The organism is Massilia haematophila, assembly GCF_042647645.1.
Taxonomy (GTDB): domain Bacteria; phylum Pseudomonadota; class Gammaproteobacteria; order Burkholderiales; family Burkholderiaceae_D; genus Telluria; species Telluria haematophila.
In genome coordinates, this window is record NZ_JBHRVV010000001.1 from 4,719,267 (window position 1) to 4,731,590 (window position 12,324).

The 12,324-nt window shown below is 66.1% G+C and carries 11 protein-coding genes and 1 tRNA gene; 8 read left to right on the forward strand and 4 right to left on the reverse strand.

What is annotated here, in order from left to right:
- Positions 1 to 151: 151 nt before the first annotated feature.
- Genes mutY through mutM form a run of 3 tightly spaced genes read right to left on the reverse strand, consistent with a single transcriptional unit; the run spans position 152 to position 4,045 of the window.
- A complete protein-coding gene (gene mutY / locus ACFOPH_RS20890; protein ID WP_379737132.1) occupies positions 152 to 1,261 on the reverse strand; it encodes an A/G-specific adenine glycosylase in 1,110 nt (369 codons plus the stop codon).
- A gap of 7 nt (positions 1,262 to 1,268) precedes the next feature.
- Complete coding sequence (locus ACFOPH_RS20895) at positions 1,269 to 3,188, reverse strand: dynamin family protein (protein ID WP_379737133.1); 1,920 nt, start codon at positions 3,186 to 3,188, stop codon at positions 1,269 to 1,271.
- A gap of 23 nt (positions 3,189 to 3,211) precedes the next feature.
- Positions 3,212 to 4,045 (reverse strand): bifunctional DNA-formamidopyrimidine glycosylase/DNA-(apurinic or apyrimidinic site) lyase, encoded by an 834-nt coding sequence (gene mutM / locus ACFOPH_RS20900; RefSeq protein ID WP_312550765.1) that lies wholly within the window; start codon positions 4,043 to 4,045, stop codon positions 3,212 to 3,214.
- A 152-nt stretch (positions 4,046 to 4,197) separates the two neighbouring features.
- On the opposite strand from mutM, the gene ACFOPH_RS20905 reads away from it, so the two are divergent.
- From ACFOPH_RS20905 to ACFOPH_RS20940, 8 genes are all read left to right on the forward strand, one after another.
- Entirely contained in the window at positions 4,198 to 5,955 is a 1,758-nt protein-coding gene (locus ACFOPH_RS20905) for a tetratricopeptide repeat protein (RefSeq protein WP_379737134.1), read from the forward strand.
- A 69-nt stretch (positions 5,956 to 6,024) separates the two neighbouring features.
- Positions 6,025 to 6,615, forward strand: coding sequence for an outer membrane lipoprotein LolB (locus ACFOPH_RS20910; RefSeq protein ID WP_312550767.1), 591 nt, complete (start codon positions 6,025 to 6,027; stop codon positions 6,613 to 6,615).
- Entirely contained in the window at positions 6,615 to 7,496 is an 882-nt protein-coding gene (gene ispE, locus ACFOPH_RS20915) for a 4-(cytidine 5'-diphospho)-2-C-methyl-D-erythritol kinase (protein ID WP_379737135.1), read from the forward strand. The genes ACFOPH_RS20910 and ispE overlap by 1 nt, the downstream gene beginning before the upstream one ends.
- 70 nt (positions 7,497 to 7,566) lie before the next feature.
- Positions 7,567 to 7,643 (forward strand) — tRNA-Gln (locus ACFOPH_RS20920).
- 145 nt (positions 7,644 to 7,788) lie between these two features.
- Positions 7,789 to 8,739, forward strand: coding sequence for a ribose-phosphate pyrophosphokinase (locus tag ACFOPH_RS20925; RefSeq protein ID WP_312550769.1), 951 nt, complete (start codon positions 7,789 to 7,791; stop codon positions 8,737 to 8,739).
- Between the two features lie 196 nt (positions 8,740 to 8,935).
- A complete protein-coding gene (locus ACFOPH_RS20930; protein WP_312550770.1) occupies positions 8,936 to 9,526 on the forward strand; it encodes a 50S ribosomal protein L25/general stress protein Ctc in 591 nt (196 codons plus the stop codon).
- 142 nt (positions 9,527 to 9,668) lie between these two features.
- A complete protein-coding gene (gene pth, locus ACFOPH_RS20935; protein WP_312550772.1) occupies positions 9,669 to 10,253 on the forward strand; it encodes an aminoacyl-tRNA hydrolase in 585 nt (194 codons plus the stop codon).
- Positions 10,254 to 10,360: 107 nt separating this feature from the next.
- On the forward strand, positions 10,361 to 11,458 hold the full coding sequence (locus ACFOPH_RS20940) for a patatin-like phospholipase family protein (protein WP_379737136.1): 1,098 nt from the start codon (positions 10,361 to 10,363) through the stop codon (positions 11,456 to 11,458).
- Positions 11,459 to 11,512: 54 nt separating this feature from the next.
- On the opposite strand, the gene ACFOPH_RS20945 is transcribed toward ACFOPH_RS20940, so the two are convergent.
- Positions 11,513 to 12,199: a PEP-CTERM sorting domain-containing protein gene (locus tag ACFOPH_RS20945; protein WP_379737137.1), complete on the reverse strand. Its 687-nt coding sequence runs from the start codon at positions 12,197 to 12,199 to the stop codon at positions 11,513 to 11,515.
- Positions 12,200 to 12,324: the final 125 nt, after the last annotated feature.

Consider the following 12,324-nt stretch of genomic DNA (forward strand, 5'->3'; position numbering starts at 1 on the left):
TCTCACCGTTTGAATCACGGCGCCTTTCATCGGTGACGTTGGTGGTTGGGACATGCACCATTACGAAACCCCGGTAGGGTGGGTTCTCGAACCCACCGGGCGGTAACATGATGCGAACGGTCAGGGCGGTGGGTTCAAGAACCCACCCTACTTAAAACAGGCTTGGCCTGGCGAGTTCCCCCAGCAGCTTCTTGACCGGCGCCGGCAAGGCCGCCTCGTCGATCGCCGCCAGCTTCCACCACACGAATTCCGCCGGCGTTGCCGGCCGCTCAGCCAAGGTCAGCTTGTGCGGGAAGATGTGCAATTTGTAGTGCGTGAACACATGCACCAGCGGCAGCAGGGCCTGCGCTTCCTCGACCTCGCCAAAGCGCGCGAACGCCCCCGCCAGGTTTGCTGGCGGCATCAGCGCGGGAGACGTATCGCCCAGCGCCACATGCCCCTCGACCTCGGGCAGCGACAGCAGGCCGCCCCAGATCCCGCTGCCGGGCCGCTGCTCGAGCAGCACTTCGCCGTCGTGCACGACGACCAGCAAATCGGCGCGCTTCTCGGGCGTGGCCTTCTTCGGTTTGCGCACCGGCAGTTCGGCCGTGCGACCAGTTGCGAACGCGACGCAGCGCGCCTGCAGCGGGCAGCGTCCGCACTCGGGCTTCGAACGCGTGCACAGCGTGGCGCCAAGGTCCATCAGCCCCTGCGTGTAAGACTCGATGCCCTCGACCGGCAGCAGGGCGTCGGCACGCCGCCACAATGCCTCTTCCACGCGCTTTTCGCCCGGGTACTGGTCGACGCCGAACACGCGCGCGAACACGCGTTTGACGTTGCCGTCGAGGATGGCGGCGCGGGTGCCGTTCGAGAAGGCGGTGATCGCGGCCGCAGTGGAACGGCCGATGCCGGGCAGGTCGGCGAGCAGGGCCGGGTCGCTCGGGAACACGCCGCCGTATTCGTTCACGACGCGCTGGGCGCAGGCGTGCAGGTTGCGGGCGCGGGTGTAGTAGCCCAGGCCGCTCCAGTGCGCCATCACGTCCTCGATCGGCGCCGCGGCCAGCGCCTGCACGGTCGGGAAGCGCTCGAGGAAGCGCGCGTAGTAGCCCAGCACCGCCGCCACCTGCGTCTGCTGCAGCATGATCTCGGACAGCCAGACGCGGTAGGCGTCGCGCGTGTTCTGCCAGGGAAGCGTATGGCGGCCATGCGCGCGCTGCCAGGCGATCACGGCATCGGAAAAGGTGGGGTCGATCAGGTCGTCGAATTCGGTCAAGCGTTTCATGTAGTGTCTATGCGGCTTCCAGCAGGGCGGGTTCGTCGAGCGCCGCGCCGACGGCCGCGCCCAGGTCCAGCACCGCGCGGCGCTGGCGCTGCAGTTCGTCCTGGCGCGCCTCGAAGGCGGCGATCTTCTGCTCCAGGCTGTCGGTCGCATCGTGGATGCGCTGGATCGAGGCCAGGCGGTGGCGCAACTGCTCCTTGTGCTGGCGGATCTGGGTTTCGAGCGGCGCCATGATGACCTTCAGCCAGGCCTCGACGTCGCCGTTGGCGGCGCGGAAGGTGCGCCGCACGCGCGAGGCGATCGAATCGAAGAAGCGTTCCATCAGCGTCGCCCGGCTGGTCATGAGCAGGGTGGCGGTGCCGAACTGTTTCGCGTAGAGGGCTTCGATGGCGTCGATCTCGGCGCGGTAGCGCGCCAGGCTCAGGCCGGGCGGCGCCGACAGGGTCAGGCCGTGCTCGGCCGCGAAGCCGCGCACCATGGCCTCGGTCGTGGCGCCGATCTCGCCGACCTTCGCTTCGCCCGCGTCCAGCGCCGCGCGCGCCTCGTCGAAGAACACGCGCACCGGCGCGCGCATGCCGGTCGCGAAACGCGCGGCCTGCAGCGCCAGGCGCACGGTCTCGGCCTGGCGCTGCACGGCGTCCAGGCCGAGCAGCGAATACAGCTGGGTCGACAGCGCGGCGAAGCGCGTGCGCGCTTCCTGCAAGCGCAGCAGGCCGGCATCGAAATCCTTCCGCTCGGCCTCGATGCGGCGCATCATCAGGGACAGCACGGCCTGGTTCTTGCCGCGCAGGCTTTTCAGTTCCTGCAGCTGCTCGACCAGGTCGCGCGCGCGCGCCGCCAGCGCCCCGGCCAGCGTGCTGTCCAGCGCCGCGAGGTCGTCGCGCAGCTGGCGCGCCAGGATCGCCTTTTTCTGCGGCACCAGGCCCTGCAGCAGGGCCGTTTCCAGCGCGCCGACGCGGCTGCGCTCGAACAAGTCCATGTCGCCCTGGATGCGCCCGACCAGCGCCTGCTGCGCCGAGACCGGATACACCTGGTCGATGCCGAGGCCGAGCTGGCGCGCCACGTCCTGCTGCTGGCGCGCGACCTCGGCTTCGTTGTCGGCCTCGTTCTTGAGCGGGTCCCACATGGCGTCGATCTTGTTCAGGACCACGATGCGGCCCGGCCCGGCGCCGATGTGGGTGCGCCAGACCTCGATGTCGCTGCGCGTGACGCCGCTCTCGGCGGCCAGCACGAACAGCACCGCGTGCGCGTTCGGGATCAGGTTCAGCGTCAGTTCGGGCTCGGTGCCGATCGCGTTCAGGCCCGGCGTGTCGAGGATCACCAGGCCCTGCTTCAGCAGCGGGTGCGGCAGGTTGATGATCGCGTGGCGCCACTGCGGGATCTCGACCGTGCCGTCGCTGTCGACGGCGTCGGCGTGCTCGGGGTCCTGCGGGTCGGCCAGGCCGTAGCGCTGCGCTTCCTCGGCGGGCACGCGGCGCGTCAGGCTGACCTGGCGGAAGGCCTCGCGCATGCGTTCGGGGACGTCGAGGTCGAGCGGCAGCACGGTCCAGGCGGCGGGATCGTCGCGGTAGTCGCCGGTCGCGAGCGTGCTGGCGCGGGTCTCGATCGGCAGCAGGCGGATGCAGGGGTTGATCCCGGCGTCGTACAGCAGCTCGGTCGGGCACATGGTGGTGCGCCCGGCGGCCGAGGGCAGGATGCGCTGGCCGTAATCGGCGAAGAAGATCGCGTTGATCAGCTCGGATTTGCCGCGCGAGAATTCGGCCACGAAGGCAATCGACAGCCGGTCGTCGCGTACCCGGGCCTGGGCCTGGCCTATCCGCACCAGGGCGGCGGCGTCGGCCAGCTCGGCCGCCTGCAGGGCGCCGCGATAGCTGTCCAGCGCATCGGCGATGGCGGCGCGCCAGGCGCCGTATTCTTGGATCTGTTGCATGTTCCGCCCGCTTGTCAGGTTGCTTACCGCTGGCAGGTCGCGCAGTAGAAGGTGGAGCGCTGGCCCTGCTTGATCTGGCGTATCGGCGCCCCACAGTTGCGGCAAGGCACTCCAGCACGATCATAGACGAAATATGTCTGCTGGAAATATCCTGACTGTCCGTTTACGGCAATAAAGTCACGCAATGTGCTGCCGCCCTGCACGATGGCGGCGGCGAGCACGTCGCGGATGGCGGCCGCCAGTTTCTCGTAGCGTACGCGGCTGATGCGCGAGGCCGGCGTCTTCGGATTGATCCCGGCCCGGAACAGGCTTTCGCAGGCGTAGATGTTGCCGACGCCGACCACGATGTCGCCCGCCAGCAGCACCTGCTTGATCGGGGCGCTGCGCTTGCGCGTGGCGCGGTACAGCAGTTCGGCCGAGAAGCTGTCCTCGAGCGGCTCGACGCCCAGGCCGCGCAGCAGGATGTGCTGCTCCAGTTCGCCGTCGTCGATGCCGTGCCAGAGCACCGCGCCGAAGCGGCGCGGGTCGTGCAGGCGCAGCACCTGGCGCACGCCGTTGGCGCCGACGACCAGGTCGAAGTGGTCGTGCTTCTTCAGCTCGATACCCGGCGGCAGCACGCGCAGGTGGCCGGACATGCCGAGGTGGACGATCAGGGTGCCGCTCGCAAAGCCCAGCAGCAGGTACTTGCCGCGCCGTTTGACATGCTCGATGCGCTGGCCGACAAGCGCATCGGCGATGTGGACCGGGAAGGGCCAGCGCAGGCCTTCGCGGCGGAACACGACCTGCTCGACCACGCGGCCTTCCAGGTGCGGCGCGACGCCGCGCCGGGTGACTTCTACTTCCGGGAGTTCAGGCATGTAAATTCGACAAATTCTTATAAATTCGTGTTGCGGGGGCGGACGCGTTGCAGGGCTTGGGCGTAGAATCGGGACATCGTTACCGATATGGACACGCTTTGAAAAACGCTTTCGTCATTGTAACTCTCTCCAGTGTGCTGGCGGCATGCGCTGTGGCGCCGCAACCGCAGCCCGTTGCGCAAACGGCGGCCGCAGTACAGGCTGTCGATCCGCAGGATGAGGCCGACGCGCGCGAAGCCGAGCAGCAGGCGGCGATGGAGGCCGAGAAAGCGGCGCAAATGGCGCGCCTGCCCAAGGTCGAGCTGACGCCGACCTTGCTCAACCAATTGCTGCGCGCCGAGTTCGCGTTTCGCAAGGGCGACTGGCAAGGCCCCTACCTGACGATGCTGGCGCTGGCCCAGCAGACGCGCGACCCGCGCCTGGCGCGCCGCGCCGCCGAGATGGCCCTGGCCGCGCGCCAGCAGGAAGACACCCTGGCCGCGGTGCGCGAATGGCGCAAGCTCGACCCGCAGTCCGAGGAAGCGACGCAATACTATCTGGGGATGGTCATCCTCTCCGACAATATCTCCGACGCCGAAGCGATCTTCCGCAAGCGCCTGGAAAGCGCGCCGGTCGAGGTGCGCGGCGTGGTGCTGTACCAGGTGCAGCAATTGCTCTCGCGCGCCAGGGACAAGGAAGCGGCCAACGCCATGCTCGAGCGCCTGGTCGCGCCCTACGGCGACACCGTCGAGGGCCGCGTGGTGCTGGCGCAAGCGGCGCTGGCGCGCAACGACAAGGAGGAGGGCGCACGCCAGGCGCGCGCCGCGCTGGAACTGCAGTCGTCGTCGCAGATCGCGATGCTGACCCTGGCCCAGGCCAGCGACAGCGAGGAGCAAGCCACGGCCTTGCTGGAAAAATTCCTGGTCACCAATCCGAATGCGCGCGAAGTGCGCGCCGCCCATGCGCGCATCCTGGTCAACGCCAAGCAGTACGAAGCGGCGCGCCGCGAATTCCAGTTGCTCGACCAGCAGCAGCCGGACAACGTCACCACGCTGTACGCGCTGGGCGTGCTGTCGACCCAGCTGAACGACCCGGCCGGGGCCGAACGCTATTTCACCCGTTTCGTCGAGGTGCTGGGACGTAACCCGGAAGACGAGCGCGATCCCTCCAAGGCCTTGCTCATCCTGTCGCAACTGGCCGAGGAGCGCGGCGACCTGCAGGCCGCCGTCGGCTGGCTCGACAAGCTTCCCGAGGGCGACGAGAAGACCGTGTTCGGCGCCCAGCTGCGCCGCGCCCAGCTGCTCGGCAAGGGCGGCGACCTGCCGGCCGCGCGCCGCCTGCTCGCCTCGCTCAAGCCGTCCGACCCGGCCGCCCAGGCCCAGGTGCTTGCTGCCGAAGCGCAGATCCTGCGCGACGCCGGCCAGGCCGGACAAGCCTATGAATTGATGCAGGCCGCCACCAAGCGCTTCCCGGCCAATCCCGACCTCTTGTACGACTATGCACTGCTGGCCGAGAAGGCCGGCCTGGTCGAGGAGATGGAGCGCGCGCTGCGCGAAGTGATGCGCCTGGCGCCCGACAACCACCATGCCTACAATGCCCTCGGTTACTCGCTGGCCGAGCGCAACGTGCGCCTGGAAGAGGCGCGCGCGCTGATCGTGAAGGCGCTGGCGATGGCGCCGGAAGACCCCTTCATCATGGACAGCATGGGCTGGGTCGAATACCGCATGGGCAACCTGGAAGCGGCCGAAGCCCACCTGCGCCGCGCCTATGGCCTGCGCCGCGATCCGGAGATCGCGGTCCACCTCGGCGAGGTGCTGTGGCAGCGCGGCAAGCGCGCCGACGCCGAGAAGCTCTGGCTCGAGGCGCGCGCCAAGGATCCGCAGAACGATACCTTGCGTAGTACGCTGGCGCGCTTGCGTCTGTCCCTGTGAAATAATCCTCTTCATGATGAATCCCGCGGCGGGCGCATGCCCGCCGCTCCTTTTGCAGACTACCGAACAATGCCAATCACCCGCCGCCTGACCCTGTTCGCCTTCGCCGCCGCGCTCGCCGGCTGCGCCAGCGCGCCGCTGTCTCAATCCACTGTCGCCGACTACCGCGAAACGATCGACCTCAGCGGTCGCCTGTCGGTGAACTACGAAAAGGACGGCCAGCCGGGTTCGGTCACGGGTAATTTCGAGTGGTCGCAACAGCCGGGCCGCATCGACGTCAGCCTGGCCTCGCCGCTGGGCCAGACCCTGGCCGAGATCAGCGTCACGCCGCAAGGCGCCACGCTGACCCAGGCCGGCCGCGAGCCGCTGAGTGCCCAGGACATCGACACCCTGACTTCCCAGGCGCTGGGCTGGTCGCTGCCGGTGGCCGGCCTGCGCGACTGGATGCAAGGCTATGCCACGGCGGCCGACGGCACGCGCTTCGTCGCGTCGCCGGCGAATAACAACGTCTTTACCAAGGATGGCTGGCGCCTGCGCTTCGTCTCCTGGCAGGACGAAAAAGCCGCACGGCCAGTGCCCCAGCGTATAGACGCCGAGCGCAGCGCCACCGCCACCAGTGGCGAGCTGCAAATTCGCATCATCATCAACCCGGCTGCCTGATGAAGTCGCTGCACCATTGCCCGGCCCCGGCCAAGCTGAACCTGTTCCTGCACGTCGTCGGCCGCCGCGCCGACGGCTACCACCTGCTGCAAAGCGTCTTCCAACTGATCGACCGCGCAGACACCCTGCATTTCGACCTGCGCGACGATGGCCGCATCCAGCGCGTCAACGACGTGCCCGGCGTGCCCGCGGAGCAGGACCTGGTGGTGCGCGTGCTGCACCGCCTGGCCGAGGCGCATCGAACGCGCCATGGCCGCGCCGTGCCCGGCATCGACGTGCGCCTGGACAAGATCCTGCCGATGGGCGGCGGCCTGGGCGGCGGCTCGTCCGACGCCGCGACCGCCCTGATGGCGGCGAACCACCTCTGGCAGTGCGGCTTCGGCGATGCCGAGCTGATGGAAATCGGCCTGCCGCTCGGCGCCGACATTCCGTTTTTCCTCTACGGCGAAACCGCTTTCGTGGAAGGGATCGGCGAGGCGATGCAGCCGGTGGCGGGCCCGGATTGCTGGTACGTGGTGATCGAGCCTGGGGTCTCGGTGCCGACCCCTGCGATTTTTACCGCATCCGATTTGACAAGGGACACAAAACCCGTCAGAATAGCGGACTTTCCTGAAGCACATAAGTTAAGTGCATACGGGAAAAATGATTTGCAAGCAGTAGCGGCCCGCTTGTTTCCTGCAGTAGGGGAGGCGATTGATTGGTTGGGACGTTACGGCGCTGCCAGGATGACTGGCTCAGGGGCGTGTGTGTTTTGCGCGCTGCCCGGCGAAGCAGAAGCGGATCAGGTGTTGCGGCAAGTGCCCGGCAGCTGGAAATCGTGGAAAGCAAAATCGCTGGTGCGACACCCGATGAAAAAGCTCTTGCAAAACAGTATGTTGTAGAATAAAATTTTGCCTGTCGCAGCGATTGACGTTACAATAGTTAAGCACTGCGGTAAGCTGTAGGTTGCGTAGGGGAATCGCCAAGTTGGTTAAGGCACCGGATTTTGATTCCGGCATTCCAAGGTTCGAATCCTTGTTCCCCTGCCATTTAATTTGTCCGGTCTGTCGATGCTTCAAGCGTCCAGCGGATAAAGAAGGAAAGCACGAAAACGGTCGCTCTCCACAACGCATAATCAGCCGGTATATCCGGCTGATTGTTTTTCAAGTTCAAGCTCACCTTTCTGGGACTCCCATGGCTTACGAAAACCTGATGGTTTTTACCGGCAATGCCAATCCGGCGCTAGCAGAAGGGGTCGCAAAAAACCTCGGCATTCCTCTCGGTAAGGCCGTGGTCTCGAAGTTCTCCGATGGCGAAGTAATGGTCGAAATCAACGAGAACGTTCGTGGCAAGGACGTCTTCGTTCTGCAATCGACCTGCGCTCCCACCAACGATAACCTGATGGAAATCATGCTGATGGTCGACGCTCTCAAGCGCGCATCGGCTGGCCGCATTACCGCCGCCATTCCATACTTCGGCTATGCCCGCCAGGACCGCCGCCCGCGTTCGGCGCGTGTCGCGATCTCGGCAAAAGTCGTCGCCAACATGCTGGAAGAAGCCGGCGTCGAGCGCGTCCTGATCATGGACCTGCACGCCGACCAGATCCAGGGCTTCTTCGACATCCCGGTCGACAACATCTACGCTTCCCCGATCCTGCTGGGCGACCTGCAGAAGCAGAAGTACGACGACCTGCTGGTCGTCTCGCCCGACGTCGGCGGCGTGGTGCGTGCCCGTGCGCTGGCCAAGCGCCTCGGCTGCGACCTGGCGATCATCGACAAGCGCCGCCCGAAGGCGAACGTGTCGGAAGTCATGAACATCATCGGCGAAGTCGAAGGCCGTAACTGCGTGATCATGGACGACATGGTCGATACCGCAGGCACGCTGACGAAAGCTGCCGAAGTGCTCAAAGAGCGCGGCGCCAAGAAAGTCGTGGCCTACTGCACCCACCCGGTGCTGTCCGGTCCGGCCATCGACCGCATCTCGAACTCGCCGCTGGACGAGCTGGTTGTCACCGACACCATCCCGCTGTCGGCCGCCGGCGCCGCCTGCCCGAAGATCCGCCAGCTGACCTGTGCTCCGCTGCTGGCCGAAACCTTCAAGCGCATCGTCAAGGGCGACTCGGTCATGTCGCTGTTCGTCGACTAAGCAAGACCAGCTTCAAACCGCGGCGCGCCAGGCTGAACAGCCGGCGCGCCGTTGTGCTGTAGATAGCAAAGAATTCTTGAGTGCGCAGTCAGCGCTCAATCGCCGCCTGTCCCTGGTCGCGGGGGCAGGCATTTACCGGGCGCGGGCCGGAGTCATTCCCGGCATTCGGGCCCACATTTTATTACTGGAGTTTCACATGAAAGTAGTCGCATTCAACCGCACCCTGCAGGGCACCGGAGCGAGCCGCCGCCTGCGCAACGCTGGCCAGACCCCTGGCATCATCTACGGTGGCGCCGAAGCCCCGCAGCTGATCGCCCTGGACGGCAACGCGTTGTTCCACGCGCTCAAGAAAGAAGCTTTCCACGGTTCCGTGCTGGACATGGAAATCGACGGCAAGACCCAGCAAGTCCTGCTGCGCGACTTCCAGATGCACGCATACAAGCAACTGGTCCTGCACGCTGACTTCCAGCGCGTCGACGCATCGCAGCCGATCCACACCAAGGTCACCCTGCACTTCGTTAACGCCGAGACCTCGCCGGCTGTCAAGCTGGGCGGCGCGATCATCTCGCACGTGCTGAACGAACTGGAAGTCGCCTGCCTGCCGGGCAAGCTGCCTGAGTTCATCGAAGTCGACCTGGGCAACCTGGAAGCCGGCCAGTCGATCCACGTGAACGACCTGAAGCTGCCGGAAGGCGTCACCGCGCTGACCCACGGCCAGAACCTGACCATCGCTACCTCGTCGGTTCCGCGTGGCGCTGCCGCCGCTGCCGAAGGCGAAGAGAAGTAATTTTTTCCGCCGCCCCGATGGGCGGCCGGGAAGTCGAAAACCCGCCGCGGCTTGCCCGGCGGGTTTTTTTTATTGTCCCTGTCCTGATTGCTGATCTTTTCCCGTTTTCGGCGATAATCGCCTTTTTCCTGACGCGACCGCTATGTCCATCCGCCTCATCGTCGGCCTCGGCAACCCTGGCCCAGAATACGAACAAACCCGCCACAATGCCGGCTTCTGGCTGGTCGACAACCTCGCCAACAGCCTGCCGGGCTGCCGCCTGCAGCGCGAGAGCCGCTTCAATGCGCTGATGGCGAAGACCGCCATTTCCGGCAAGGAGGTCTGGCTGCTCGAACCGCTGACCTTCATGAACCGCTCTGGCCAGTCGGTCGGCGCGCTGGCGCGCTTCTACAAGATCAATCCGGACGAGGTGCTGGTCGTGCACGACGAGCTCGACCTGATGCCGGGCGTCGCCAAACTGAAGAAGGGCGGCTCCTCGGGCGGCCACAACGGCCTGAAGGACATCACCGCCGCGCTCGGCACCCAGGACTACTGGCGCCTGCGCATCGGCATCGGCCACCCGCGCAGCCTGAACCTTCAGCAGGGCGTGGCCGACTTCGTCCTGCACCGCCCGCGCCGCGAAGAGCAGGGCCCGATCGAGGAATCGATCGACAAGGCGCTGCGCATCATCCCGCTGGCCGTCGAGGGGAAACTCGACGTGGCGACAATGCAGCTGCACACCGCCTGATCGGTTTTTCGTAGGGTGGGCTCTCGAGCCCACGCGGTACCGCGCCTGCATCTCGAAACGCATCGGCTAACCCGACGCAATCCCGCCCATCCTGCGATAATTCTCCGATGAGCGCACTCAACTTCCATGCCGGCCCTCGGGCCCTGGCCCGCATCCGCGCACACGGCCTGCGCGCCCAGGACATCGCCGTCATCCCCGCCGCCGCCGGCGGCCCCAAGGGCCTGATCTTCCAGTCCCTCGACCAGTACGTCTTCGGCGAATGGCTGCCGAAAAGCCCGCGTGAACGCACCCTGATCGGTTCCTCGATCGGCGCCTGGCGCATGGCCGCCGCCTGCCAGCGCGACCCGGTGCGCGCCTTCGAGCGCCTCGGCGCGCTGTACGCGGGCCAGCGCTACACCAGCACCAAGCCCAGCCCCCAGCAGATCAACGCGGTGGTGCAGGAACTGCTGCGCGAATTCGCCGGCGGCCACGAGGACGACATCCTCGGCCATCCGCACCATCGCCTGCATTTGCTTGCGGTGCGCGGCAAGGGCCCCTTGGCCGCGCCCGCGCACCGGCGCGCCGAGATGCGCGGCTTCGCCGCCGCCGCGCTGACCAACTTCGCTTCACGCGCACGCCTGGCCGGCATGCTCGAGCGCGTCGTGATCGGCGACGCGCGCGACGGCCTGCCGTGGCTGCGGGAGCAATTCGACAGCTTCACCACCCATTTCGCCACGCTGACGCGCGAGAACCTGGCCGCCAGCCTGCTCGCTTCCGGCACGCTGCCGCTGATCATGCAGCCGGTGCCGAACATCCCGGGCGCGCCCGCCGGCCATTACTGGGACGGCGGCATCATCGACTACCACCTCGCGCTGCCTTACGCCTGCATCGAGGCGCAGGACCCGAACGGGATCGTGTTCTACCCGCACTTCAACGAGCACATCGTGCCCGGCTGGCTGGACAAGGCCATGCCCTGGCGCCGCTGCGCGCGCGGCCCGAATTGCGGCTGGCTCGACAACGTCCTGATCGTCTCGCCGTCGCAGGATTTTCTGAAAACCCTGCCGCGCGCCAAGCTGCCCGACCGCGCCGACTTCAAGTTCCACGGCCTGGATCACGACGCGCGCGTGCGCGCATGGACACAGGCGATGGGGGAGGGGCAGCGCCTGCGCGACGAGCTGGCCGCCTTCGTCGAGCGGCCGGATTTGTCGCGCCTGCGCGCGATCTGAGATAAAAAAAGCCGCTGCACCCAGCAGCGGCTTCGTAAGGGAAAGGCGCAGCGATCAGGCGCGCTTGCGGCGCACCACGCCGGCCGCGGCCAGCAGGCCCAGGCCGAGCAGGGCGATGCTGCCCGGTTCCGGCACGTCGACGGCAGGTTCAACGTATTCCTTGCCGAAGAACTCGAGCTCGGCCAGCTGGTGCGTGTTGGAATTGACCACCGAGAAGGTCTGGTAGCGGAAGATACTGTAGGCGGCCGGCAGCGCATAGTCGACGCCGGCGGTGTACTCGTTCACCTGGTAGCGCTGGCCCCAGGGCGAGACGCCCTCGCGGTCGTACGAGAAGATCACACTGTAGTTGATGCCGTCGTTCGAGCCGAGGATCTGCCACTTGTCCGAATCGCGGCCCGGCACGTCGTTGGCGGAGGCGGCGGTGAAGCTGGTGAGCTGGTAGCGCGTGCTGCCGAAGTCTGCTTCGACCCAGCCGTTCAGGTCGCAGCACCACTTGTCGGCGCCGACGCCGACGAAATTGTCGAACACGTTGAAGGCGCCTTCGGCGGCGAAATAGGGCTCGACCGAGGAACGGAACACGGCGTTGTAGTTGACGTAGGCGTCGCGGTTGCCGTCGTCTTCCGGATCGGTCAGGTCATGGCCGACCAGCGCACCGGTGCCCCAGCCGCGCACGGTGACGGCGTTCGCCGAACCGGCCAGCATGGCTGCCGCGGTGAAGAGGACGAAGAGGATCTTTTTCATGGTGGTCTCGCATTGGAATCGATATTAATATCCAATAAGCAATTCTTGTTCCAGCTCAATAACTTATTGATGAGAAAGCATATTTATTTTCAGGTAAGTTTTTGGAGCGAGCGACTGTAAAGAAT

Coding starts and splice junctions, on each gene's coding strand:
- mutY (WP_379737132.1), bottom strand. CDS start 1,261: ATGAAACGCTTGACCGAATTCGACGACCTGATCGACCCCACCTTTTCC.
- ACFOPH_RS20895 (WP_379737133.1), bottom strand. CDS start 3,188: ATGCAACAGATCCAAGAATACGGCGCCTGGCGCGCCGCCATCGCCGAT.
- mutM (WP_312550765.1), bottom strand. CDS start 4,045: ATGCCTGAACTCCCGGAAGTAGAAGTCACCCGGCGCGGCGTCGCGCCG.
- ACFOPH_RS20910 (WP_312550767.1), top strand. CDS start 6,025: ATGCCAATCACCCGCCGCCTGACCCTGTTCGCCTTCGCCGCCGCGCTC.
- ispE (WP_379737135.1), top strand. CDS start 6,615: ATGAAGTCGCTGCACCATTGCCCGGCCCCGGCCAAGCTGAACCTGTTC.
- ACFOPH_RS20925 (WP_312550769.1), top strand. CDS start 7,789: ATGGCTTACGAAAACCTGATGGTTTTTACCGGCAATGCCAATCCGGCG.
- ACFOPH_RS20930 (WP_312550770.1), top strand. CDS start 8,936: ATGAAAGTAGTCGCATTCAACCGCACCCTGCAGGGCACCGGAGCGAGC.
- pth (WP_312550772.1), top strand. CDS start 9,669: ATGTCCATCCGCCTCATCGTCGGCCTCGGCAACCCTGGCCCAGAATAC.
- ACFOPH_RS20940 (WP_379737136.1), top strand. CDS start 10,361: ATGAGCGCACTCAACTTCCATGCCGGCCCTCGGGCCCTGGCCCGCATC.
- ACFOPH_RS20945 (WP_379737137.1), bottom strand. CDS start 12,199: ATGAAAAAGATCCTCTTCGTCCTCTTCACCGCGGCAGCCATGCTGGCC.